The following is a 23,020-nucleotide window of genomic DNA, read 5'->3' on the forward strand; positions in this document are numbered from 1 at the left end:
CCGTGTGCGGCGATGGAGGAGTTCGAACGGCACGGCATCCGCGTGGTGTCCGGACGTGACGCGAGCGCGCGGGCCCTGCGCGCTCGCGAGCTGACGTCGGATCCGGGCGGCGGCTCCCCCAGCCTGCTCCTGCGTGACGGCGAAGACCACGCACGGGTGCGCGGGGTGCTGAGAGAGATCATCGCCGGGCTGGAACCGTTCCCCGGAGCCCTGCGAGCCGGGATCGAAACCGTGGTGGCCGGGCTGGGCCCGGCGTTCGACCTGGTGCGCGACTTCGCGCGGCCGATCGCGGGTTCGGTGACGGCGGCGGTGCTGGGCCTGGACCTCGACGACGCGTTCCTGGACCGCTTGGAGGCCACGACGGCGAACCTCGACGTCTTCGGCGGCACCGACCGGGCGGGGCAGGCGGCCGCGTTCCGGCTGGCGGTGCAGCTGAGCCGGGCCCCGGCCGGGCCGGGCGGCTTGACGGCCCTGCGTGCGGCGCACGCGGCCGGGCGGCTCGACGACGACGAGCTGATGTTCACCCCGGTCGTGCTCGCGCACGCGGCCTACGAAAACTCGCTGAACTTCCTGGCCTGCGCCGGGCTGGAGCTCGCTTCGGCGCCGGAGCCGCGGAGTGTGCGCGAGCTGGCGACGGCGATCTGCCCGGCCCGGTACGTGCTGCGTTTCGGCCCGGACGGCCCGGTGGCGATCTCGCTGGCCGACGGCCTGCCGTTCGGTCTGGGCCGCCACGCGTGCCCCGGCTCCGGGGTCGCGGTGGCCGAGGGCGAGATCGCGCTGGGCGCGTTGGCGAAAGTCCTGCACGGCGGGTGCCGGGTGGGCGAAGTGCGGTGGAAGACCCACCCGGTGTTCCACGGCCTGGCGAAGGCCGTGGTCACCCTCCCGTCAGGAAACCGCTGAGACGACGCCGGCCAGGCGGTCGGCCGCGGCCTGGGCGATCGCCTGCGCCGGGGCCTCGACCATCACGCGGACCAGCTGTTCGGTGCCGGACGGGCGCAGCAGCACCCGGCCTTCCTCGCCCAGCTCGGCCTCGACCGCGCCGACGGCGTCGCGGACCTCGGAGGAACCGGCGACCGCGGCCTTGTCGGCGACCCGGACGTTGACCAGCACCTGCGGTAGCCGGTTCATCACGGCCGCCAGGTCGGCCAGGGACTTGCCCGTCTCGGCCATGCGGCTCATCAGGCGGAGCGCGGTGAGCAGGCCGTCGCCGGTGGTGGCGTGCGCCGGGAGCACGACGTGGCCGGACTGCTCGCCACCGAGCGCGAACCCGCCGGCCCGCAGCTCCTCGAGGACGTACCGGTCGCCGACCGCGGTCGTGACGACGTGGATGCCGTGCGCCTTCATGGCCAGGTGCAGGCCGAGGTTGCTCATCACGGTGGCGACCAGCGTGTCCTTGGCCAGCTCGCCGGACTCGGCCAGCGCGAGCGCCAGGACCGCCATGATCTGGTCCCCGTCCACCAGCTCGCCGGCGGAGTCGACGGCCACGCAGCGGTCGGCGTCGCCGTCGTGCGCGATGCCGAGGTCGGCGCCGTGGGCGACGACCGCCTCGCGCAGCTTCTCCGGGTGGTTGGAGCCGCAGTGCTCGTTGATGTTGATGCCGTCCGGGTCGGCGTGGAGCGCGACGACCTCGGCGCCGGCCCGGCGGTAGATCTCCGGCGCGGCTGCGGCGGAGGCACCGTTGGCGCAGTCGACGACCACCTTGAGCCCGGCGAGCGGGTGCGGCGTGACGTCGAGCAGATGGGTGGCGTAGCGGTCGAGGGCGTCTTCGACGTCCGTGACGCGGCCCACACCGGCGCCCGTCGGGCGGACCTTGCCGGCCGCGAGGCCGGCTTCGATCTCGTCCTCGATGCCGTCGGGGAGCTTGTGCCCGCCCGCGGCGAAGAGCTTGATGCCGTTGTCGGGCATCGGGTTGTGCGAGGCGGAGATCATCACGCCGAGGTCGGCCTCGAGCGCGCCGACCAGGTAGGCGACGGCCGGCGTGGGCAGGACGCCGACGCGGCGCACGTCGGCCCCGGCGGACGTGAGGCCCGCCACGACCGCGGCTTCGAGCATCTCACCGCTGGCGCGCGGGTCGCGGCCGACGACCGCGACCGGCCGGTGCGAGCGGTCGTGCGCGGCGAGCACGCGGGCGGCGCTGGCCGCCAGCGCCAGCGCCAGCTCCGGCGTCAGCTCGGCGTTGGCCAGGCCACGGACCCCGTCGGTCCCGAACAGGCGTGCCATCGATCGACCTCCTCAGTGCGGCTGCGGCAGCGCAGCCACCACGACAAACGTAGCGACCCGTGCGGGCCGCCTTCCCCCACCCCGGGATGTCGCTCCCCGTCTTGGAAATGACACAAGCCCGGAACCGACACGAACACCCGGCAAAAACGCCGGAGCGCCCATCCGATGGACGGATGGGCGCTCCGGTGGGTTGCGCCTCGGGGCGCGATCAGCGCTTGCTGTACTGCGGGGCCTTGCGGGCCTTCTTGAGGCCGTACTTCTTCCGCTCCGTGGCGCGCGCGTCACGGGTCAGGAAGCCGGCCTTCTTGAGGGCCGGGCGGTCGTCGGCGTCGACCTCGATGAGCGCACGGGCGATCGCCAGGCGCAGCGCGCCCGCCTGACCCGAGACGCCGCCACCGTGCAGGTTGGCGAAGATGTCGAACGAGTCCGGCTTCTCGACCAGGACCAGCGGGTCCTTGATGAGCTGCTGGTGCACCTTGTTCGGGAAGTACTCCTCGAGGGTGCGGCCGTTGAGCTTGAACTGACCGGTGCCCGGCACGACGCGTACGCGGACGACGGCTTCCTTGCGGCGGCCGACGGTCTGCGCGTTGCCACCCGCGGCGCGCGACGGACGCGGCGCAGCGGTGCTCTCGCTGGTGGCGACGGGGGTCTCGCTGGTCGCAGCAGGCGTCTCGCTCGTGGCGACAGGCGTCTCGCTGGTCGCGGCGGGAGTCTCGCTGGTCGCAGCAGGCGTCTCGCTGGTCTCGACGGCGCCCGTCTCGGTCGCCTCGGGGGCCTCAGCGACCTCGGGGGTCTCGGTCTCGGGGCTGGTCACAGACTGTTCCTCACTCACTGCGCGACCTGCGCGATCTTGGTGATCTCGCGCGCCTGCGGCTGCTGCGCGGCGTGCGGGTGCTGCGGGCCGGCGTAGACCTTCAGCTTCTTCGCCTGGGCGCGGCCGAGCTTGTTCTTCGGCAGCATGCCCTTGACGACCTTCTCGAGAAGGTGTTCGGGCTTGGTGTCCAGCAGTTCGCCGAACGAACGCTTCCGCAGACCGCCCGGGTAACCGCTGTGCCGGTACGCGAACTTCTGCTCGCGCTTGTTTCCGGTGAGCGCGACCTTCTCGGCGTTGACGATGATGACGAAGTCACCGGTGTCCACGTGCGGGGCGTAGGTCGGCTTGTGCTTGCCGCGCAGCAGCGTGGCGACCTCGGTCGCCAGCCGTCCGAGCACGACATCCTCGGCGTCGATCACGTGCCAGGCACGAGTGACGTCGCCGGGCTTGGGGCTGTACGTGGGCAAGGGTCTACCTCGTCGTCAACATTGCGTGTGGGTTCTGTGCGGGCCTAGCGCGCTGATGCGCCGCAACGCACAACGACATATGAAGATACCCCCACGGTCACCGCACCCGCGCATGGGGGGTGGTGGAAGCGCCCATACTAGGCTCCGGGCGGCCCGGACGCAGCCGGGACTCTACCTGAGTTTTCCCTGGAAGCGCCTGCACGCGTCGCCGCGACACGCGAGGATGGGGCCCGGGACCGAGGCACAGTCGAGCAGGGGACGGCATGAGGAAACGACCGACGGCGATCTTCGTCCTGGGCGCCCTGCTGGCCTTGGTCAGCGCCTGCGGCCAGGCGAAGGCGGGCACCGCGCTGCCGAAGGGCGACGACGCGGCGGACTACGTCGGCGGCAAGTTCGAACAGGTGATCGGCAAGCTCGGCGACGCCATCACCGACACGCGCGACGTCACCAACTCGCTGGACGCCTACTTCAAGTTCGACGACAAGTGGGTCCACAGCGTCGTCACCTCGGCCCGCACCGGCTCCCCGGAGAACCGCGCCGTGCGGCACCGCTCGCTGAAGAACCCGGACGAGATCATCGACACGTACACGCCCGCCGACGGCACGGTCGAGTACACCTACCTCGGCCCGGTCTACGTGCAGAAGGGCGTCTCGCCGACGGCGTGGGTGTCGATGCCGAAGCCGGAGGCCGGCCTGGTCGTGCCGTGCGCCTGGGGCGGGGTGCTCACCCCGTGCCGGATGGCGGACTCGACCGTGACCGCCTACGAGGCCGACAAGCGCGCCGTCCGCGGGGCGAAGAGCCTCGGCGAAGGCAAGACCGCGCTGACCGTGAACGTGCCGTTCGAGATCTTCGTCAAGAACAGGGTCGAGATCCTGCCGCCGAGCATCACCGACCAGATCGGGCCGGAGCTGAAGAAGGCCGCGGTCCCGGCCACGATCACGCTGAACCCCGACGGCAGCCTGGTCTCCTTCGCGATGGAGGCCAAGTTCGCCGGCGACGGCCACCAGGTAGAACTCAAGTACGAATTCCGGTTCACCGGCAAGGCGAGCCTGCAGGACCTGCCGAAGCTGCCGGACGCGAGCCAGATCACGGTGCTGCCGGACCGGGCGGCGATGGACGAGTTCTACCGCCGGCTCGGCGAAGCGCAGGGCAGCTGACGCGTGACCACGACCCGAGGTGATCTCCGATGACCCAGCCACCCGACCCGCGGCAGCCGCAGTGGTGGCTGCCACCGGCGAACCCACCCGGCACGCCGGGTGCGCCGCCGCAGCCCGGCGCGTGGCAGCCCGAGCAGCAGGCGACCGGCCCGCACGCCGGGCAATGGCAGCAGCAGCACCCCGACCCGGCCACCGGGTCCTACACCGGCCAGTGGAACCAGGCGCCGCAGCCCGGCACGACGGGGTCGTTCTCGGGACCGTGGCAGCCGGGGCAGCCGAACAGCGGGCCGTGGTCGCCACCGTCCCAGCCGACGCCGCAGCAGCCGCCGACGCCCGGCCAGGGGCCGCAACAGCAGCAGTACGGCGGCGGGTTCCAGCCGGCGCAGTACGGCGGTCTCGGCGCTTTCGCCGTCGAGCCGGAGAAGAAGCCGAAGTCGAAGAAGCCGTTGCTGATCGCCGCGGCGGCGGTCCTGGTGCTCGCCGTCGGCGGCGGGACCGCGTGGCTGCTGGGCGCGTTCCGCGGGGACGTCCTGGAGCAACAGTCCCTTCAGGACGGTGTGGTGAAGGTCCTGAACGAGAACTACGGCGAGCCCGACGTGAAGAACGCGCAGTGCCCGGCGAACGAAGCCGCGACGAACGGCACGACCTTCGACTGCACGGTGACGATCGGCGGGCAGCAGAAGAAGGTGACCGTGCGGGTCCTCAACGACCGGCCCGAGTACGAGGTCGGCGCCCCGCACTGACTTTCCTTGCCCGTCAACAGAAAACGGCGGGCCCCGCACCGGAGTGCGGGCCCGCCGTGGTTTCCGGGACTACCGGCTCAGAACAGGCCTTCGACGGCGTTGTCCGTCGACTGGTAACCGTCGGCGATCTGCGGCAGGGCGGCGGCGATCTGCGCCAGAACCTGCTTCAGGTCCTCGAACTTCTGGTCCCAGTTGCGCTGGGCCTGGTCGTACTGCTCCTTCGCGGAACCGGTCCAGGTGGTGACCAGCGGCTTGAGGTCGTCCTTGAGACGGTCGAACGCGGCCTGCAGCTCACCCCCGGTCTGCGTGCAGTCGTCCGCGGCCGCGCGGATGGTGGCATAATTGACGACAATGCCGGCGTCGGACATGGCCTACTCCTTTTGAGCTGAAGATGCTGGACGGTCGGGAAAGATTCGGGAGATGTTCAGCCGAGAGCGTCGAAGCCGCGGTTCACGGCGCCGAGGATCTCCTGCTGCTGCTGCTCGGAACGCTCGTACTTGGAGCCGGCCTCGCGGAGCAGCTCACCAATGCGCTGCAGCGCCTGGTTCATGCCACGAGCGTCCTCGTCGAAGCGCAGCATCACGTGGTCGAACGCCTTCTGCGCCTCACCCCGCCAGCCGGCGCGGGTGGCCTCGATGCGGTCGCGCAGCGTCGAGAGGTTCCGGTCCATCTGGGCGCGAACCTCGGTCACCCTGCCCTCGGCGTCGGTGAACTGCGCAACTGTCCCTTGAAATCCTGGCCCGCCGCTCATGCCGGGACCCCCTTCTGTGAAGTGATGGTTGGCCGTAACCAAGCTTGTTCGTTCGTACGGCCCTACGACGCAGACACTGCCACGTCCGGTTCCCCCTTGTCGTCGTTTGCCCGGAAGTAGTTGCTTGCGTTAACGCCCAGGCCGGGAACCGGTCGCCGTGGGTATGCGGGGAACGCGCCGAACCAGGGGCGCAGCACCCGAAAACGCCGTCCCCACCAGCAGGATTAGCACGCGCACAGCGACCGGCGGCCCGATTTCACTGATCGCGTTGCATGATTCGCATCTGGGAAAAGTCTTCGTCGTCGTCACCCGGTCGAGGGGTCCGGACCGGAGATTGCGAACGGGAAGGAACCGGATCGGGAACGACCGGAACCGACAGCCCCCGGGCACGGCGGAACCGTTCGGCGGCCGCGCGCAGCGTGCCGGGCGTCGGATCGCCGGTCTTCGCGCCGCGTCCGCTCCGCTTCAGGAGATCGGCGTTTTCGCTGTGGTGCCGCTGGTTGCGCGCCTTCGCGTTCCCGGCGACGCGCCGCGCGTGCGTCACCGCATCCTGACCGATCCGCTTGAAGGACGCCGCGGCGCTTTCGAATTCTTCGGACGGCACCGCGTGCCCTCCTCTCAGTTGAGGATTTCCACCGTGCGCACGGCCTGCGCGCAGGCGGCACCGACCCGCTCCCGCAGCGGGGCGGTGGCGTACTGGCAGCCGACGTGGACCCGGATGCGGCCCTTCGCCACGACGTACCAGTCGACCTGGAGATCGGGCCGGTCCGGCTTGGTCTCGTGGTACCCGATCACCGTCTTGCCGGCGTAGGACAGGTTCGGGTTGATCGCGCTCCAGCGGTCCGGCCGGTTTTCGGCGATCCCGTTCAGCTCGTCGACGAGCTTCTGCGGGTTCGCGGTCGCGTCGTAGTCCATGACGAACTCCTGCGCGACCAGGAGGTCGTTGCCGTCGCGGGACTCCTGCGGGTGGATGACGACCTGGCGGTCGGCGACCCGGTCGTCGGTCTGGACCCAGTCTTCGGGCGCGACGAACTTGAAGTCGTACTGCGAAAGTATCCGGCCGCTCTCGGAGTCGTCGAACACGAAGAACCCGGTGACGACGAGCGCGGCCACGACGGCCACCGCGACGCCGACGATCCCCCAGAGCTTCTTGCGGCTCTTCTCTTCCGGCTGCGCGGTGGCGCCGCCGGGCCGGTTGCCGGACGGGCCGCCGGGGGGCGGGCCCCCGGACGGGGTCCACGGCCGGGCCGCCGGCTGCCCGTGGGGCGGCGACGGCGGCGGGGCCGCACGGTTCGGGAATCCGGTGGGCCGGGGCGTGCGCGGCGGCGCCGGGCGCGACCCCGCGTCCCCCGGACGCGGGGCGAGGTCGCCGGGGCGGACGACCTCCGTGCGCTGCGCCGCCGGGCCGAGGGCGCCGCCCGGCGCCGCGCCCAGCCGCGCCATCGCTTCGCCGGGGAGCGCGCCGGTGCGGTCCGGATCCACCAGCACCGCCCGCAGCGCGCCGCGCGCGACGACCGTCTCGGGCTGGTCGAGGCTCGTCGGCACGACACCGGTGCGTTCGTGCACCAGCCGCGAGATCATCGGGATCCGGCTGGACCCGCCGACCAGGAAGATCGCCGTGAGCTGTTTCGGCCGCAGGCCGGCGTCGCCGATCGCCGCGACCGTCAGCTCGACGGCCCGGCCCAGCGGCGCCGCGATCAGCCGCTCGAGGTCTTCGCGGGTGACGTGCGCGTCGGCGAACGGCGGCGGCATCGGCACATCCGTGTAGGCGTGCCGCGACAACGTCTCCTTCGCGCCGCGCACGTCCTGGCGCAGCACGCGGCGCCGGCGCCGGTCGACCAGCTCGCGCCCTTCGACGAGCTCGCGCCAGGCGTCCGGGTCCGCGGCGGAAACCAGGGAACCGACGTGCTCCAGCAGCGCCTGGTCGATGTCCGCACCACCGAAGCCGGGGTCGCCGCGGGCGGCGAGCACCTGGAAGCCACCGCGCTGCGGACGGCCGGCGCGGTCCCGCGCGGTGTCCGGCGGCAGCCGCCGCACCACACTGACGTCGACCGTGCCGCCGCCGAGGTCCAGCACCGCGAGCGCGTCGCCGGGGCGGCCGCTGAACTCCACGGTGCGGTCGTTCGTCACGTCCTGCGGCGCGAACGTCGCCGCGTGGTACACCGCCGCCGCGACCGGCTCCGGCACCAGCGCGACCTCGCGCGCCAGCCCGCCCGCGGCCTGCCGCAGCAGCCGGGTGCGGATCGCGCCCCAGTCCGCCGGGTGGGTCAGCACCAGCAGGTCGATCTCGGCGTCGCCGGCCAGCCGGCGCGCTTCGGCGACCGCGCGTCCCAGCACGGCGTGCACGACATCGGTGACGCGCAGGACGCTGTCACCGAGCAGCAGTTCGCCTTCGTCGATCCGCCGCTTCGGGTGCGGCTCGTACCGCGACGGGTCGACCGCCGCCTGCCGCTCGGCCTCCTGGCCGACGAACAGCGTGCCGTCCGCCGCCGCGTACACCGCCGAGGACATCAGCGGCTGGCCGTCGATCACCACCACCTGCGGCTCGCGCCCGTTCACCGAGGCGACGACACAGGTACTCGATGTCCCGAAGTCCACCGCAACCCGGACCGTCACCAGCAGCTCCCGAAGAATGCCCAGTGTTCATTTCCCACGCCCGGCCGGCGGGGCGCGCCCCCGGGAAGGAACCTACCCTTCGCCGCCGGGTGCCCCGCCGCCCTGTTCCCAATCCGGCCAAAAGCAGGCCGCCACCCCCGAAGCACGTAACCGTTCCACGAAACCATTCGGCCGTGACTGTGGTCGGATTGGGAACGAACGGCACAGCCTAGTCGGGCTGGATCCACGAGACCTGGATGAGCTGCTTGCCGTTCTTGCGGGTCAGCAGGTTGCCCCGGCCCGGCGGCATCGCGCTCGCCTTGATGTTGCCGACCAGCGCACCCTCGTCGCGGGAGCCGTTCATCACCATGCCCGGGGCCGCGATCTCCTTGAGCTTGCCGATGATCGGGTCGTACATCGCCTTGCTCGCGCCACCGGTGCGCCGCACGACCACCAGGTGCAGGCCGACGTCCTTGGCCTGGGGCAGGAAGTCGGAGATCTTCCGCAGCGGGTTGGTGCTCGAGGTGGCCACCAGGTCGTAGTCGTCGACGAGGATGAACAGCTCCGGACCCTTCCACCAGGACCGCGTCTTCAGCTGCTCCTGCGTGACGTCCGGGCCCGGCAGGCGCCGGGTCATCGAGTTGAAGACGTCGCCGACCATGCTCTCCAGCTGCGCGGCCGAGACCGCGTACCCGAGGAGCGAGTCGCCCTGGATGAAGCCGAGCATCGTGCGCCGGTAGTCGACCAGCAGGATGAGCGCTTCCTTGGCGGTGTAGCGCTCCGAGATGCCCCGGGCGATCTGCCGCAGCAGGTTCGTCTTGCCCGACTCGCCGTCGGCGAAGGCGTAGAAGTGCGGTTCGGCGTTGAAGTCGATGTAGATCGGCTGCAGGTCCTCTTCGTTGACACCGATCGGGATGAGCTTGGAGTCCCGCGCGGTGTCGAGCTTGAGGACGTCTTCGTAGGTGATCAGCTCCGGCAGCAGGCGGACCTGCGGCGCGACGCGGCCGCGCCACGCGGCCTTGATCTTCGCCACCGCGTCGGCCACGCCGGCCGCGATCGTCTCCGGGTCGCTGGAGCCGTCGATCCGCGGCAGGCCGCCCAGCATGTGCAGCTTCTCGCGGGTCAGGCCCCGGCCCGGCCGCCCCGCCGGGATGTTCACCGCGACGCGCCGGTCGATGTCCGACTCGGTCGGGTCACCGAGGCGCAGCTCGAACCGGGTGCCCAGCATGTCCTTGATCGCCGGCCGGATGTCGGCCCACCGGTTGGCGGCGATGATCACGTGCACGCCGTAGGACAGACCCTGCGTGGCGAGCCGGGTGATCGAGGTTTCGAGCTCTTCGAAGTCGTCGCGCAGGGCCCGCCAGTTGTCGACGACCAGGAACGCGTCGCCGAACGGGTCCTGGTCCGGCCGGATCTCCCCGCGGCGCTTGCGGTTGCGGAACTCGGTCATCGAGTCGATGCCCATCGCCCCGAACCGGCCTTCCCGCTCGGTGAGCAGGGTGGTCAGCTCGGCCACGATCCGGCGGGCCTTGTCCGGCTCGCGCCGCGCGACCGCGACGCCACCGACGTGCGGCAGGTCAGCGAGCCCCGACAAGGTGCCACCACCGAGGTCGAGGCAGTAGAACTGGGCTTCCTCCGGCGTGTGCGTCAGCGCCATCGACATGATCAGCGTCCGCAGCATGGTCGACTTGCCCGTCTGCGGGCCGCCGACGATCACGCCGTGGCCGGCCGCGCCGGAGAAGTCCGCCCAGAGCGGGTCACGGCGCTGCTCGTACGGCCGGTCGATGATGCCCAGCGGCACCTGCAGCCGCCCGTTGCCGAAGAAGCCCACCGGGGACAGGCCGCGGTCTTCGGTCGGGTTCAGGTTGGGCAGCAGGGTGTCGAGCGAGTTCGGGTCCTTCAGCGGCGGCAGCCACACCTCGTGCGCCGGCGGGCCCTGGCCGACCAGTCGCGACACGATGACGTCGAGCTCGCTGGGTTCGACCGCCTCTTCGGGCTGCCGCTGCTCTTCCTTCGGGGCCGCCTCGACGAACTGCGGCTCCGGCTCCTTCGGCAGCTCGACGAAGTCCGGGACGAACAGCTGCGGCCGCTTGTCCGCGCGGACCACGGTCGCCGCCGGGCCCGCCACCTTGAGGCCGGCCGGCCGGTACGGGCCCGAGACGTAGGACGCCTTGAACCGCACCAGGGTCGACGTGTCGTACTTGAGGTACCCGCCACCGGGGACCGACGGCAGCTCGAACGCGTCCGGCACGCCGATCGCGGCGCGGGACTCCGCCGCCGAGAACGTCTTGAGGCCGATCCGGTACGACAGGTGCGAGTCCAGGCCGCGCAGCTTGCCTTCCTCCAGGCGCTGCGAGGCGAGCAGCATGTGCATCTGCAGCGACCGGCCCAGCCGGCCGATGGCGACGAACAGGTCGATGAAGTCCGGCTTCGCCGACAGCAGCTCGGAGAACTCGTCGCAGACGATGAACAGCGCCGGCAGCGGGTCGAGGTCGGCGCCGTTTTCGCGCGCTTTCTCGTATTCCCAGACGTTCTTGAAGTTGCCGCCGTTCTTCAGCGCCTCCTGGCGCCGGTTCATCTCGCCGGCCAGCGCGTCCCTCATGCGGTCGACGAGCGTGACTTCGTCCGCGAGGTTCGTGATGACCGCGGAAACGTGCGGGGCCTTGTCCAGGCCCATGAACGTCGCGCCACCCTTGAAGTCGACGAGGACGAAGTTCAGCGTGCTCGACGAGTGCGTGGCCAGCAGGCCCAGCACCAGGGTGCGGAGGAACTCGGACTTGCCGGAACCGGTCGCCCCGATGCAGAGACCGTGCGGGCCCATGCCTTCGGCGGCGGCTTCCTTGATGTCCAGCTCGACCGGCTGGCCGTACTCCCCCACGCCGAACGGCACGCGGTAGCGGTCGCGGATCGGCCGCGGCCGCCACGCCTGCTGGACGTCGAAGGTCATCGGGTCGCCCGGGATGCCGAGCAGTTCCAGCAGCGACGGGTTGGACAGCAGCGGCTCTTCGTCGCCGACGTCCTGGCCCGCGGCGCCGCCGACGCGGTACGGCGAGATGAGCCGGGCCAGCGACTCGGTCTCGACCAGGCTGAGGGTGTCCGGGCGGCCGAACCACTCGACGCCGCCGGCACTGCGCGCGCCCAGCCTGTCGGCCTCCACGACCAGCCGGAGACCGCGGCGGGCGGCGAGGTTGCCGAGGGAGTCGGACAGGTCGACCAGCGTGACGCCGACCAGGCCCTCCTCGAGGAGGATCTGCTCCTCGCGGGTGACCTCGGCGTCGTCGATGATGATCACGACGTGCGGCTGGTCCGGCGCCGGGGTGGCGTTGCGGGAGAAGCGCTGGCGGTCACGCAGCTCTTCGTCGAGCCAGTTTTCGATCTGGGCCAGCGAACCGGCCATCATGCGGAGCTGGCCGATGCCGTCGGCCAGCGTCGGGTGCTGGGCGTGCGGGAGCCACTTCGCCCACTCCCACTCCTCCTTCGCGCGCCCCGCGGTGGCGACCGCGATCAGCACGTCGTCGGGGCTGTGGAAGGTGACGAGCTGCGCGAGCATCGCGCGGGTGAGGCCGCGGGTCAGCGCGCGGTCGCCCTGCATGCTCACCGCGGCGAACCCGCGGAGGGTGATCTGGGTCGGCAGGTCCGGCACGATCGAGTGCGCGCGCACGAACCGGCGCAGCGCGAGGGTGGCGATCGGCTCCAGCTCGTCGACCGGCCCGGTCTGCGGCGGGACCAGCCGCGTCGCGAGGCGGTGCGAGCTGCGCCCGACGCGCAGGTGCAGGAAGTCCTGGTCGTTCTGGCGGCGCTCCCACATGCGGCGGCTGGCGGCCAGCGACCACAGGGACTGCGGGTCGGGGTGCACCCACTCGAGCGCGGCGCGCTGGTCGACCATCGCCTCGCGGGCGCGGTCGCGCATCTGGCCCAGGTAGCGGAGGTAGTCCTTGCGGTCTTCGTCCATCTCGGCGCGCTTGGCGCCGCCGCCCTTGCCGCCACCGCCGGCCATCATCCCGAGCGTCCCGACGACCATCATGCCGCCCATGGCCATCATCATCGGGTTCCGGTTGCTGGCCTGGAACATGAAGACCATCATCCCGAGCGACGCGACGATCATGACGACCGGAAGCGCCTTCATCACGATGTTGCCGGGAATGACCCGGGGCACCTCGGGCGGCGGCTCGAGGTGCACCTCGCCGCCCGGTGGGCGCGGTGCCGCCAGCCGCGGCGACTTCTTGAACTGCAGCGTGCTCATCGAAGGACCCCTCATTCAAACTCGACGATGGCGGCCACCGTTTAGTGCGCAAGGTGCGCGGAACAACCTATCGAACGCCGCGGTGGAATTCCGGCGGATGCCGTAACGCCCTCGTGAGCCCGTCCTGACCTCGCCTGACGAGTGTACGGCGGGGCACCGACAGTAATCGGGCCGTACCGGCCGTGAGCTGCGGCCGGTGGTGAATTTCGGACGTTCGATGATGCCCGCACCGGGGTTCGGTATAAGTTCCCCGGGAGCAGCATCGACCGAGCGGGGGCAGTGCAGTGGCTACGGGCACGACAGTTTTCAGCAGGGTGACGGTCGTCGCGCCGTCCACCCGGATCGACGTGGCGCTGCCCGCCGACGTCGCGGTGGCCGATCTGCTGCCGATGCTGCTGGACATGGCCAAGGAAACGTCGCCGGACGGCGGTGCCCGCCACGGCGGCTGGGCGCTGGCGAAGCTCGGGGACGCGCCGCTCGACCCGAGCCGCACGCTGGCTTCTCTCGGCGTGGTCGACGGCGAACTGCTCCAGCTGCGCAAGCGCAACGAGAACCCGCCGCCGCCGCTGTACGACGACGTCGTCGACGCGATCGCGGAGTCGTCCCCCGACAGCTTCCGCCCGTGGACCAAGGAGACGGCGAACCGCTTCGGGCACGTCGCGGGCGGGCTGGCGCTGTTCACCGCGGCCGTGGCGCTGTTCATGAGCGGCTCGCTCTACGGCGGCAGCGCGCTGGGCGCGGCCATCGCCGGCGGCATCGGCGCGATCGCGTGCGTCGCGATCGGCGCGACGCTCGCCAAGGCGTACCAGGCGGAGCCGACCGGCGTGCTGATCGCCGCGGCGGGCGGGCTGCCGCTGGCGTTCGTCAGCGGCTTCTACATCGTGCCCGGGCTCTCCCTGCGGGCGAACCTGCTGCTCGGCGCGGTCCTGGTGATCATCGTCGCCTCGGTCTGCATCATGGTCATCGGCGCCGGCATCACGACGTTCATCGCGGCGGCCACGGCGGGCACCTTCGGCGGGCTGGCCTTCCTGTTCGGCACGCTCGTCGCGCACCCGGCGGCCGGCATCGCGGCCGGCACGGTCGCCGTCGCCCTCGCCTGCATCTCGATCCTGCCGCGCGCCACGATCTGGCTCGCGAAACTGCCGCTGCCGCACGTCCCGGGCAGCGCGGAGGAGCTCAAGGAAGACTCGGGCTTCCCCGACTACCGGGCGATCGAGCGCCGCACGGCGATCGCGCACAACTACATGACCGGCCTGATGGTCGGCTGCGGCGCCACGGTGGCGATCTCGGCGATCATCGCCGCGAGCGCGCCCGGGGCGTTCGGGATCATCCTCGGCGTCGTCGCGACGCTCGTCCTGCTGCTGCGCGCCCGCGCGTACGCCAACGGCAGCCAGGCGATCGCCCTGCTCACCACGGGCCTGGTCTCGGCCACCGGGATCGCCATCGGCTGGCTGGTCTCGGCGAGCGCCCAGAACCGCCTGCTCTACGTCTTCGGCCTGCTGATCCTGCTCGCCGCGGGCGCGCTCGTGGTCGGCGTGATCTTCCCGAACCAGCGGTTCTCGCCGCCGCTGCGGCGCACGGTGGAGATCATCGAAGCGATCTGCATCGCGTCCGTGCTGCCCCTCGCCCTCGGTGTGATGGACCTCTACACCACCCTGCGGCACCTGAACTTCAACTGACTGGATCGGGTGAATCTCCGATGGCAGCAGCACGGCGTCCCGGCGCCACGCGACGGACCACGACGACTCTGCTGGCCGGCACGCTCGGCCTCCTGTCGCCGCTGACGCTCGCGGTGCCGGCGTGGGCGCAGGCGGCACCGAACGACGGCTACTTCGCGGCTCCACCGCCGGTCGACATGGGCAAGCTGGTCCAGGACTCGCGCCAGCCCGACAAGAAGTACAAGCAGACGAAGGGCTGCGTGCAGCGCAGCACCCTCGGCCAGAACATCGAGATCAAGAACCGGCCGTGGGGCCAGGAGTACCTGCAGATCTCCAAGGCGCAGGAAATCGTCAAGGCGGCCACGGGCAGTGCCGGCGGGGGTGTCCGGGTCGCGGTGATCGACACCGGCGTGACGCGGCACCCGTGGTTCCAGGACCGGATCAAGCCCGGCGGCGACTACGTCGCGAAGCCGACGAAGAACCAGCCCGACGGGCTCGAGGACTGCGACGGTCACGGCACCGAAGTCGCCGGGATCATCGGGGCGAAGCCGGACAACCCCGAAGTCGGGTTCGTCGGCGTCGCCCCGGACGCGACGATCGTGTCCTACCGCCAGCTGAGCGAGAACTACGAGCCCGACACTTCGACCGCGACGCCGCCGGCGAGCAGCGCCGGCGGGGGCGCGCCGTCGTCGAGCACGAACCCGCCGTCCGGGACCAACACGGAACTGCCGCCGAGCGGTGGCGGCGGGAGCGCGGAGGGCGACGAGACGTCTCCCGGGCAGTCCAACGGCGGGCGTCAGCTGGAGAAGGCCGGCACGGCGGGCACGCTGAAGACGCTGGCCGAGATCATCCGCGGCATCGCCGACCGGCACGAGGCCGACGTCATCAACATGTCGGTCGACAACTGCCGCCCGGCCACCGGGTCGATCACCGAGGGCGAGCAGCAGGTCCAGGCGGCCGTGCGCTTCGCGGCGCAGGCCGGCATCGTGATCGTCGCCGCCGCCGGCAACGCGACGGACACGTGCCCGCAGAACGACCAGCCGGACGCGCGGAAGCCGAAGACGATCGTCACGCCCCCGTGGTTCGCCGACGACGTGCTGTCGGTCGGGGCGATCGACGAGTTCGGCAGCGTGGCGCCGTTCAGCGTGCACGGCCCGTGGGTCGGCGTCGCGGCACCCGGCACGAAGATCATCTCGCTCGACCCCGCCGAAGGGTCCAGCAGCCTGGCGAACCTGACGTTCGAGAACGGTGACAAGGCCAGCGAAATCCAGGGCACGAGCTTCGCGGCGCCGTACGTCGCGGGCCTGGCGGCGCTGGTCAAGGCGAAGTACCCGCAGCTCGACGCCAAGGGCATCATCAACCGGATCAAGGAGACGGCCCAGCACCCGGCGGCCCCGGGCGGCCGCGACAACTTCGTCGGCTACGGGGTCATCGACCCGGTGGCGGCGCTGACGCAGGTCCTGCCGTCGGAGGTCGGGAACCAGGCATCGGCGCCCGCCCCGCAAATGGCCCAGCTACCCCCGGCGAACGACCACAGCTCGACGCCGGTCGTCGTGGCGTTGGCCGGCACGGCGGGCGGCGTGGTGGCGCTGCTGATCACGTTGTTCGTCATGCACACGATCCGCCGCAACCGCCCGGCCGAGTCCGACACCCCCCGCCGCTGACCCGCGCCGCGCCGGACGCCTGCCGCCGCTGACCCACCAAAGCCGTGAATGCCACCTCGAGTCCCTCAAGGTGGCATTCACGGCTTTTTCTTGTCCGGCGGCGGGTTCTCGTCCGCGCCGATCACCGGTGGTGCCACCAAGCCGGGCTCGCCCAAGAGGTCCGAGGATTTCGTGACCGGGCGCGTCTTCGAGGGGCGGCGGGCCTGGCCGCCGGAGCCGAACGCGCCGAAGCCCATCATCGGCATCATCGGGACTCCGCCCGACGTGCTGCTGTGGTTCTGCTCCGCGGGCGGGGCCGGCTGCGCGTCGGCGGGCTGGCCGTGGTCCGGGGTCGCGGCGCCCGTGTGGCGTCCCTCCGCCGGGTCGGCCGCCGCCGACGGCGTCATGACCTCGTCGGCCGAAGCCGCGGCCGTGGTGGCCGTGGTGGCCTGCTCGTTCGCGTCGTTCAGGGCGTCGTCGTGCAGCTTGAAGCGGTCCTGCGGGTACCGGTGCCGGATCTCGATGGTGCGGGAAGCCGCGTCGGGGTCGTCGACGCCGTTGCACAGCCGGTCGAACGCCTCCATGACGTCGCGCGCCGTTTCGTACAGCGCCTTCGCCGAGTCCTGCGTCTCCTGCAGCTGCGCCCGGGCCCGCTTGGTGCCGCCGCTCGGGAGCAGCATCGTCTCCGACGTCAGCTCCGCCGCGTCCACCAGCACCTCGACGAGGTCGACGACCACCTGGCGAAGCGTGGTCACCAGCTCGTCCAGCGCGCCGGCGAGGGTGTCGAGCGCCTCACGGAGGTCGCCGCCCGCGGCACCGATCTCCCGGATGTACGCGACGAACGAGTCCGCGTCGCGGCCCTCCCAGCCCGCGTCGAGCCGGCCGAGCTGGTCGTCCAGGTGCGCCGAAACCCCGGCCGCGACCGAGGCGGCCCGGCGGAGGCTGTCCGCCTCGGCGCCGAGGTCGGCCCAGCGGCCGAGCAGCGGGCGGAAGTACGTCTCGACGGGGTCGAGCACGCCGAGCTGCCGCGCGAGGTCCGTGAGGTAGGCCAGGTACGGCTCGGCCGCCGCCGTGATGCCGTCGCCGCCGGGCACGGGCACCGGAGCCGCCAGCGGGTGCGGGATGGACTCGGTCGAGCTTTCGGCCATCATCCGTCGAGCCTCCCGGCCCGCTGGATCAGTTCCGCGGCTTCCGCGTCCTGCCCGCTGTGCCGGACGGTCACCTGCCGCAGCGCCTCCGCGGCCGAGCGCAGCGCCTCGGCCCCGTCGGCCAGCTGCCGCCGCAACGCGCCAGTGGCGCGGCCGTAGGACGCACCCAGGCCGATCTGCGCCCCCAACGCCCCGTAGGACTCCGCGGTGACGTCGCCACCGACCTCGGCCGCCGCCGCGTCCAGGTCGTCCGCGGCGGCCTCGGCCGTCACGGCGTACCGGGCGACGACGACGCCGTCCATCCTCAAGCCGGCCACGGCACCTCCGCTCACGAGAAAGACCTTCGGGCGTGGGACGCCTGCCGCGGGCCGGCGGTTCCGCTCAGTTCCCGGGCTGCTGGCTCGGGGTCGGGTACGCGCCGGCGTTCGGGTCGATCGGCACCGAGTCGAACTGCCGCAGCACGTCCTGGGTGTTCAGCGACGCCCCGGTCGGCAGCAGCCCGATGATCGACTCGGGCGCCGGCTGCCGGTTGTTCAGGCCGATCGCGTCCGCGGTCTGCGCGTCCGGGACGCTGTAGCGGACGCCCCGGTCGGAGATCAGCTGGATCTGACCCTTGCCGAAGCTGGCCTTGCCGGTGGCGGACTGGACGACCGCGGCGAACCCGGGCTTGAGGTAGAAGCCGTTGATCGGCACCCGGTTCGGGCCCGGCGTGGTCACCGTCATCGGGGTGAACTTGTCCCCGGTGCTCTTCTGCCCGGGCAGCTGCGTGTCGACGTAGACCGAGGTGTGCGCGTCCTGGTCGGAGCCGGAGCCGACCAGCGACCAGCCCAGGCACGCGACCGACGAGTTCTTCGTCGCGTCGAGGACCGTGGGCACCGAGCGCGGGAAGTCGTCGACCGGGATGTAGTCGGGGTCGGTGGGCTGCAGCGTGTGCACCCCGGCGAGCTTGTCGAGGCCCAGCGTCTGGATCTTGCCGGAGCTGCCGTTCTTCGCCACGCGGATGATGTCGGCCACCGCGTTGGACACCCGCTGGATGCCGGTCTTGGTGATCGCCCAGTAGTTCAGCGTCGTCTCGCCGGCCTGCTGCGTGGCGAAGACGTCGCCCGCGGTCAGGCCGTCGAAGTCCGCCGGGGCCGGGCCGCTCTGGATCTTCGGGGGGCTGAGCTTCGCGACCTCGGGGATCGCGTTCAGCAGCCCCTGCGTGATCTTCCGCGGCGTCGGCGGCAGCTGCAGCGCCGTCCGGACGGCGTCGTTCGGGTTGTCGACGTCGATCTCGGCGCGCACGGTGTTCGCGTTCGGGCGGTTCCGGGAGCTCGGCAGCCGGTAGACCAGGTACGTCTTCCCGTTGTCGGCCTTCGCCAGCAACGCCTCGTTCTCACCCAGCTCGGTGCCGAGGCCACCCGGCGCGATCCCGCCGAAAACGTAGGTGTTGGTCCGGCCCGTGTCGGGGTTCGGCAGCGACGGTTCGAGCTGAACCTGGTCGCAGACCGACCAATTGGGGGAAATGCGCTGGGAATCCACCGGGATCAGCTGCGGACCGTCCGGAATTCCGGTGAGTTTGTCGCGCGGAATGTTCTTCAGCTGCTCGTCGGAAACGACCGTGGGATTCTTCACACTCGCCGCGCTCGCCGGCGCGGGAGCGGGCGCCGCGGTCGCACCGCCGGCACCGGCGGCCGGCTGCTTCTGCTGGGCCAGCAGCAGCAGCCGCGCCGACGCGAGGTTGAACGTCGGGATGAGCTTCTTCGGGTTGCCCGCCACCACATAGACGGTGCCGGACTGCTCGCCGATCACGATGTTCCCGGCTTCGGGCACGGACGGCGCCGGGCTGAGCAGCCCCCAGACGACGAACACGATCATGCCCAGCACCCCCAGCACGACCCCCACGATCGTGGCCCGCGTGTGGGTGCGCATCGGGTCGTGCAGCATCACGGCGTCCCGCCGGACCAGCGCCGACTGCATCCGCCGGAGGACGAACTGATACGCCTGGACCTGAGACTTAGTCGTGGGTGTTGATGGCATTCTCGACCTACAGCTCTCCCCGTCGCGGTACGGTTCCGCAGGATAGCCGTACGGGGACCGTCTGGTGTGGGGTTTCTACCAACTCAAGCTAGGGTCGAGCACCCCGGGACCCGGCTTCCGGGTACGCAGCAAGCACGAGGGGAAGAGAAAGCGCGGATGTCCGTCACCACTCCTCCACGTCCGCCTGGCCCGCCGGGGCCCCCGCCACCCGGTCGCCAGCCGGGCCCGCCGCCGCGGCCGGGCAGACCCGGCGGTCCGGGAGGAGCTCCGGGCGGTCCTGGTGGCGTTCCCGGTGCCCCTGGCGGCCCCGGTGGGGTGCCCGGTGGACCCGGTGGTGGTCCTGGCGTTCCCGGCGGCCCTGGCATGCCTCCGCGTGGTCCCGGTGGCCCCGTTCCCGGCGGACCTGGTCCCGGTGGGCGTCCCGGCGGTCCGGGCGGCCCCGGTGGCGGCGGTCCCGGTGGCCCTGGCGGTCCCGGAGGCGGCGGTCCCGGTGGCGGCGGTCCCGGTGGCCCTGGCGGTCCCGGTGGCGGCGGCCCAGGTGGTCCTGGCGGCCCCGGAGGCGGTGGCCCCGGTGGTCCGGGCGGTCCCGGCGGCGGCCCCGGCGGTCCCCAGGGGCCCGACGACAGCGGTCCCGCCACTCCCCCGTCCGGCCCGGCTCGGGTAGCCCCGCCGGCGCGGCGCCGGTCCTCCGGCGTCACCCTCGGCCCGCTGCCCGTGGCGAACCTCGTCGTCCTCGAAGTCGGCCTCGCGATCGGGCTCGTGCTGCTCGCGATCGACATGTCGCTGAAGTACGTCGCGATCGGCATCCTCGCCTTCGCCCTCATCGTCGCGCTGCTGCGCTGGCGCGGCCGCTGGTTCACCCAGTGGGTCGGCCTGACGCTGCGCTACACCTTCCGCTCGCACGACCGGGTCGCGGACCCGCTGCCGCCGAGCACCGTCGAGGCCATGGCCGCCGAAGAGACCACGGTGACCGGCCCCGACGACGCCCGGGTGAACCTGCTGCGCATCGCGGTGCCGGACCTCGTCGTCGCGCACGGCGTCGACCACGAGCGCCAGCAGGTCGGGCTCGCCTGGAACGACGGCACGTGGACGGCGGTGCTGCTCGTCGAGCCGGCGCCGGCGTTGATCACCCAGGCCGACGGGGCGCCGAGCCTGCCGCTGTCGGCCCTGGCGCCCTGCCTCGAGGACCGCGGTGTGGTCCTCGACTCGATCCAGATGATCTGGCACTGCTACCCGGGCAGCGCGGCGCTGCCGTCGGACTCGCCGGCGCTGAGCTCCTACATGGAGGTGCTGGGGCCGCTGCCCGCGGCCGCGCGGCGGACGACGTGGGTGGCGATCCGGCTCGACCCGAAGCGGTGCCCGGCGGCGATCCGGGAGCGCGGCGGCGGCGTCGTCGGCGCCCACCGCGCGCTGATCGGCGCCCTGTCGCGGGTGCGCAACGCGCTGGAGTCCCAGGGCGTGCCGACGCGGCCGCTCGACCCCGACGAGCTGCTGCGGGCGAGCATTTCGGCCGCGGAACTGACTTCCGTCGCCGGTTCGCCCAGCAAGGTGACGTTGCAGGAACGCTGGTCCGGCGTGACGGCGGCCGGGATCGGGCACGCGAGCTACGCCATCACCGGCTGGCCGAAGGGCAAGATCACCGGCAGCCTGAACGCGCTGACGAGCGTCCGCGCGCTGTCGGCGACGCTCGCGATGTCGATCTCCCCCGCGTCCGACGAGGGCAAGATCGGGCTGCGCGGCGTGGTCCGGCTGAGCGCGCGGAACCCGCGTGAGCTCGACGCCGCCGACCAGCGGCTGCACGGGTTGTCCGAGCGGCTGGGGGTGGACCTGACCCCGCTGCGCGGGCTGCAGGTCTCCGCGTTCGCCGCGACGTTGCCGATCGGAGGCACAGCATGACTTCCCGCGTCCGTGACGCCGGGCAGAACAGCGGCGTGGCGCCCGAGTTCACGGTGGATGCCGCGATGCTCGACGCCATCAGCCCCTCGGGTGACCGCGGCGGCATCGTGCTGGGCTCGGGCCTGAAGGGCGAGCCGCTGACGATCTCGGCGCTGCGCTCGACGCCCACCCGGATCGTGCTGGTGGGCGGGCTGTACCTGGCCCGCCAGGTGGCCATGCGCGCGATGGCGGTCGGCGCGTGGGTCGTGGTCGCGACCGGGCGCCCGACCGAGTGGCAGGTGCTCTCCCGGGCGGCCGGCAGCCGCGACGGGCGGCCGTCGCCGCTGGTGCAGATCCGCCGGCTGTCGCCGGTCGAGCTGCCCCGGCCGTCGGAGGACGCGCCGCTGCTCGTGGTGACCGACGGCGGCCCGACGCCGCAGGACCTGTTCCCGCCCCGCTCGCCCTGGCAGACGACGATCTACGTGCTCCCGTACCTGCACCCGCAGGCGGGCGCGACGGCCAACGCGGCGGACCTGGTGCTGATGCAGCGCCTCCCGGCGGGTCAGGCCGAACTGGCCGCCCGCATCTGGCGCCTGCCGCCGCAGATGATGCGCCAGCTGACGACGTTGAAGGACGACCAGGTGGTGGCTCTGGGCCGCAACCTCTGGCGTCCCCTCCGCCTGGTGACCACGGGCAAGGAGCAGCAGCTCCTCGGCCCGGTCCGCCGCGGCGACTGACGTCGGCTCCGAAAGCCGGAAAGCGGGTGGTTCCCCTCGGGGAGCCACCCGCTTTCGGTCAGGGCGCAGTGCGGACGTTGCGGGTCTGTTCGGCCCGCGCCGCGAGTTCCTCGACCGGGGGGTAGTCCACGCCCAGGAGCGTCAAGCCGTGCGCCGGGGCGACCGCGCTGTCGCGGATGCCGCTCTCCAGCACCTTCGACGGCCACGCGTCGGTACGGCGGCCGTCGCCGACCAACAGCAGCACCCCCACCAGGCTGCGGACCATCGAATGGCAGAACGCGTCCGCCGAGACCCGGACCTCCAGCAGGTGCTCGTCCACCCGCTGCCACTCCAGCCGCTGCAGCTCACGGATCGTCGTGCCCGTGTCGCGCTGCTTGCAGTAGGCGGCGAAGTCGTGCAGGCCCAGCAGTTCCGCCGCCGCCGCGTTCATCGCGTCCGTCGACAGTGGACGGTTCCACGCCAGTGTGTCGTGGCGGCGCAGCGGGTCCACGCCCCACGGGGCGTCCGACACCCGGTAGCGGTAGTGACGGCGGATCGCCGAGAACCGCGCGTCGAAACCCTCGGGGGCCGCCCGGGCACCCAGCACGCGCACATCGCCCGGTAGGAGGCGGTTCCAGCGGCCCGTCATCCGGGTCAGGTCCGGAATGCCCTCCGCGGAGACCGGGATCCGGCCCTCGGCGGCAGGCGGGAGCGGGACGACGTCGACGTGCACCACCTGGCCGGTCGCGTGCACCCCGGCGTCCGTGCGGCCCGCCACGACGACGGACTTCGGCACCGCGGCCCCCGGTGGCTGCCGCTGCAGGGCCTCCTCCAGGACGCCCTGGACCGTCCGGCGGCCCGGCTGCCGGGCCCAGCCCGAGAAGTCCGTGCCGTCGTAGGAGACGTCCAGGCGCAGACGAACGAACCCGCCCTCCCCGTGGGGAGTGGCGGGCTCGTCCGGTGTCGAATCG

General features: G+C 72.0%; 20 protein-coding genes. 8 read left to right on the forward strand and 12 right to left on the reverse strand.

From position 1 onward, the window contains the following. Positions 1-12: 12 nt before the first annotated feature. Positions 13-900 carry a cytochrome P450 gene (locus AB0M80_RS02285; protein WP_364557687.1) on the forward strand — a complete coding sequence of 296 codons (888 nt, stop codon included), beginning with the start codon at positions 13-15 and terminating at the stop codon, positions 898-900. Here the strand turns inward: AB0M80_RS02285 and glmM are convergent. From glmM to rplM, 3 genes are all read right to left on the reverse strand, one after another. After that, positions 886-2,220, reverse strand: a complete 1,335-nt coding sequence (gene glmM / locus AB0M80_RS02290) for a phosphoglucosamine mutase (protein WP_364557690.1) — start codon at positions 2,218-2,220, stop codon at positions 886-888. The two genes, AB0M80_RS02285 and glmM, sit on opposite strands and share 15 nt — an antisense overlap. Before the next feature lie 208 nt (positions 2,221-2,428). Continuing rightward, positions 2,429-3,034: a 30S ribosomal protein S9 gene (gene rpsI / locus AB0M80_RS02295; protein ID WP_364557693.1), complete on the reverse strand. Its 606-nt coding sequence runs from the start codon at positions 3,032-3,034 to the stop codon at positions 2,429-2,431. Between the two features lie 14 nt (positions 3,035-3,048). Continuing rightward, the gene (rplM, locus tag AB0M80_RS02300; protein WP_308669948.1) at positions 3,049-3,501 is read right to left on the reverse strand and encodes a 50S ribosomal protein L13; all 453 of its coding nucleotides are present in this window, start codon (positions 3,499-3,501) and stop codon (positions 3,049-3,051) included. Positions 3,502-3,764: 263 nt separating this feature from the next. On the opposite strand from rplM, the gene AB0M80_RS02305 reads away from it, so the two are divergent. After that, positions 3,765-4,658 (forward strand): hypothetical protein, encoded by an 894-nt coding sequence (locus tag AB0M80_RS02305; RefSeq protein WP_364557696.1) that lies wholly within the window; start codon positions 3,765-3,767, stop codon positions 4,656-4,658. Positions 4,659-4,687: 29 nt separating this feature from the next. Then, the gene (locus AB0M80_RS02310; RefSeq protein ID WP_364557699.1) at positions 4,688-5,401 is read left to right on the forward strand and encodes a DUF4333 domain-containing protein; all 714 of its coding nucleotides are present in this window, start codon (positions 4,688-4,690) and stop codon (positions 5,399-5,401) included. Positions 5,402-5,478: 77 nt separating this feature from the next. Here the strand turns inward: AB0M80_RS02310 and AB0M80_RS02315 are convergent, their stop codons facing one another. The 5 genes from AB0M80_RS02315 to eccCa all read right to left on the reverse strand — a co-directional run bounded on the left by AB0M80_RS02315 (position 5,479) and on the right by eccCa (position 12,990). Then, on the reverse strand, positions 5,479-5,769 hold the full coding sequence (locus AB0M80_RS02315) for a WXG100 family type VII secretion target (protein ID WP_364557701.1): 291 nt from the start codon (positions 5,767-5,769) through the stop codon (positions 5,479-5,481). Between the two features lie 56 nt (positions 5,770-5,825). After that, positions 5,826-6,152: a WXG100 family type VII secretion target gene (locus AB0M80_RS02320; RefSeq protein ID WP_364557704.1), complete on the reverse strand. Its 327-nt coding sequence runs from the start codon at positions 6,150-6,152 to the stop codon at positions 5,826-5,828. Positions 6,153-6,408: 256 nt separating this feature from the next. Then, positions 6,409-6,756 carry a hypothetical protein gene (locus tag AB0M80_RS02325; protein ID WP_364557707.1) on the reverse strand — a complete coding sequence of 116 codons (348 nt, stop codon included), beginning with the start codon at positions 6,754-6,756 and terminating at the stop codon, positions 6,409-6,411. A 14-nt stretch (positions 6,757-6,770) separates the two neighbouring features. After that, positions 6,771-8,768 carry a type VII secretion-associated protein gene (locus AB0M80_RS02330; RefSeq protein ID WP_364557710.1) on the reverse strand — a complete coding sequence of 666 codons (1,998 nt, stop codon included), beginning with the start codon at positions 8,766-8,768 and terminating at the stop codon, positions 6,771-6,773. Between the two features lie 208 nt (positions 8,769-8,976). Further along, positions 8,977-12,990, reverse strand: a complete 4,014-nt coding sequence (gene eccCa, locus AB0M80_RS02335; protein ID WP_364557713.1) for a type VII secretion protein EccCa — start codon at positions 12,988-12,990, stop codon at positions 8,977-8,979. 314 nt (positions 12,991-13,304) lie between these two features. Between eccCa and eccD the strand changes: the two genes are divergently transcribed. Together eccD and AB0M80_RS02345 are read left to right on the forward strand one after the other, a co-directional pair. Next, a complete protein-coding gene (eccD, locus tag AB0M80_RS02340; RefSeq protein ID WP_364557716.1) occupies positions 13,305-14,669 on the forward strand; it encodes a type VII secretion integral membrane protein EccD in 1,365 nt (454 codons plus the stop codon). A gap of 20 nt (positions 14,670-14,689) precedes the next feature. After that, the gene (locus tag AB0M80_RS02345; protein WP_364557719.1) at positions 14,690-16,312 is read left to right on the forward strand and encodes a S8 family serine peptidase; all 1,623 of its coding nucleotides are present in this window, start codon (positions 14,690-14,692) and stop codon (positions 16,310-16,312) included. Between the two features lie 77 nt (positions 16,313-16,389). Here AB0M80_RS02345 and AB0M80_RS02350 read toward each other — a convergent pair whose 3' ends face one another. Genes AB0M80_RS02350 through eccB form a run of 3 tightly spaced genes read right to left on the reverse strand, consistent with a single transcriptional unit; the run spans position 16,390 to position 19,458 of the window. Next, positions 16,390-17,442, reverse strand: a complete 1,053-nt coding sequence (locus AB0M80_RS02350) for a WXG100 family type VII secretion target (protein ID WP_364557722.1) — start codon at positions 17,440-17,442, stop codon at positions 16,390-16,392. After that, the gene (locus AB0M80_RS02355) at positions 17,439-17,771 is read right to left on the reverse strand and encodes a hypothetical protein (protein ID WP_364557725.1); all 333 of its coding nucleotides are present in this window, start codon (positions 17,769-17,771) and stop codon (positions 17,439-17,441) included. The genes AB0M80_RS02350 and AB0M80_RS02355 overlap by 4 nt, the downstream gene beginning before the upstream one ends. A gap of 49 nt (positions 17,772-17,820) precedes the next feature. After that, positions 17,821-19,458 (reverse strand): type VII secretion protein EccB, encoded by a 1,638-nt coding sequence (gene eccB, locus AB0M80_RS02360; RefSeq protein ID WP_364557728.1) that lies wholly within the window; start codon positions 19,456-19,458, stop codon positions 17,821-17,823. Between the two features lie 280 nt (positions 19,459-19,738). Between eccB and AB0M80_RS02365 the strand changes: the two genes are divergently transcribed. From AB0M80_RS02365 to AB0M80_RS02375, 3 genes are read left to right on the forward strand one after another with little or no spacing between them, the layout of a single operon-like run. Then, positions 19,739-20,122: a hypothetical protein gene (locus AB0M80_RS02365; RefSeq protein WP_364557731.1), complete on the forward strand. Its 384-nt coding sequence runs from the start codon at positions 19,739-19,741 to the stop codon at positions 20,120-20,122. Positions 20,123-20,172: 50 nt separating this feature from the next. Continuing rightward, entirely contained in the window at positions 20,173-21,354 is a 1,182-nt protein-coding gene (eccE, locus tag AB0M80_RS02370; protein WP_364557734.1) for a type VII secretion protein EccE, read from the forward strand. After that, a complete protein-coding gene (locus AB0M80_RS02375; protein ID WP_364557737.1) occupies positions 21,351-22,070 on the forward strand; it encodes a hypothetical protein in 720 nt (239 codons plus the stop codon). The genes eccE and AB0M80_RS02375 overlap by 4 nt, the downstream gene beginning before the upstream one ends. Before the next feature lie 58 nt (positions 22,071-22,128). Here the strand turns inward: AB0M80_RS02375 and truA are convergent, their stop codons facing one another. Continuing rightward, the gene (gene truA, locus AB0M80_RS02380; RefSeq protein ID WP_364558557.1) at positions 22,129-22,959 is read right to left on the reverse strand and encodes a tRNA pseudouridine(38-40) synthase TruA; all 831 of its coding nucleotides are present in this window, start codon (positions 22,957-22,959) and stop codon (positions 22,129-22,131) included. Between the last annotated feature and the right edge of the window lie 61 nt (positions 22,960-23,020).

The sequence above is a fragment of the Amycolatopsis sp. NPDC051045 genome, from assembly GCF_040682955.1.
Taxonomy (GTDB): domain Bacteria; phylum Actinomycetota; class Actinomycetes; order Mycobacteriales; family Pseudonocardiaceae; genus Amycolatopsis.

Excerpts from the sequence above, each read along its gene's own strand:
- AB0M80_RS02345 (WP_364557719.1), top strand. The coding sequence starts at position 14,690 with ATGGCAGCAGCACGGCGTCCCGGCGCCACGCGACGGACCACGACGACT.
- glmM (WP_364557690.1), bottom strand. The coding sequence starts at position 2,220 with ATGGCACGCCTGTTCGGGACCGACGGGGTCCGTGGCCTGGCCAACGCC.
- AB0M80_RS02320 (WP_364557704.1), bottom strand. The coding sequence starts at position 6,152 with ATGAGCGGCGGGCCAGGATTTCAAGGGACAGTTGCGCAGTTCACCGAC.
- AB0M80_RS02285 (WP_364557687.1), top strand. The coding sequence starts at position 13 with ATGGAGGAGTTCGAACGGCACGGCATCCGCGTGGTGTCCGGACGTGAC.
- eccCa (WP_364557713.1), bottom strand. The coding sequence starts at position 12,990 with ATGAGCACGCTGCAGTTCAAGAAGTCGCCGCGGCTGGCGGCACCGCGC.
- AB0M80_RS02375 (WP_364557737.1), top strand. The coding sequence starts at position 21,351 with ATGACTTCCCGCGTCCGTGACGCCGGGCAGAACAGCGGCGTGGCGCCC.
- AB0M80_RS02315 (WP_364557701.1), bottom strand. The coding sequence starts at position 5,769 with ATGTCCGACGCCGGCATTGTCGTCAATTATGCCACCATCCGCGCGGCC.
- AB0M80_RS02350 (WP_364557722.1), bottom strand. The coding sequence starts at position 17,442 with ATGATGGCCGAAAGCTCGACCGAGTCCATCCCGCACCCGCTGGCGGCT.
- AB0M80_RS02305 (WP_364557696.1), top strand. The coding sequence starts at position 3,765 with ATGAGGAAACGACCGACGGCGATCTTCGTCCTGGGCGCCCTGCTGGCC.
- AB0M80_RS02310 (WP_364557699.1), top strand. The coding sequence starts at position 4,688 with ATGACCCAGCCACCCGACCCGCGGCAGCCGCAGTGGTGGCTGCCACCG.
- eccB (WP_364557728.1), bottom strand. The coding sequence starts at position 19,458 with ATGCCATCAACACCCACGACTAAGTCTCAGGTCCAGGCGTATCAGTTC.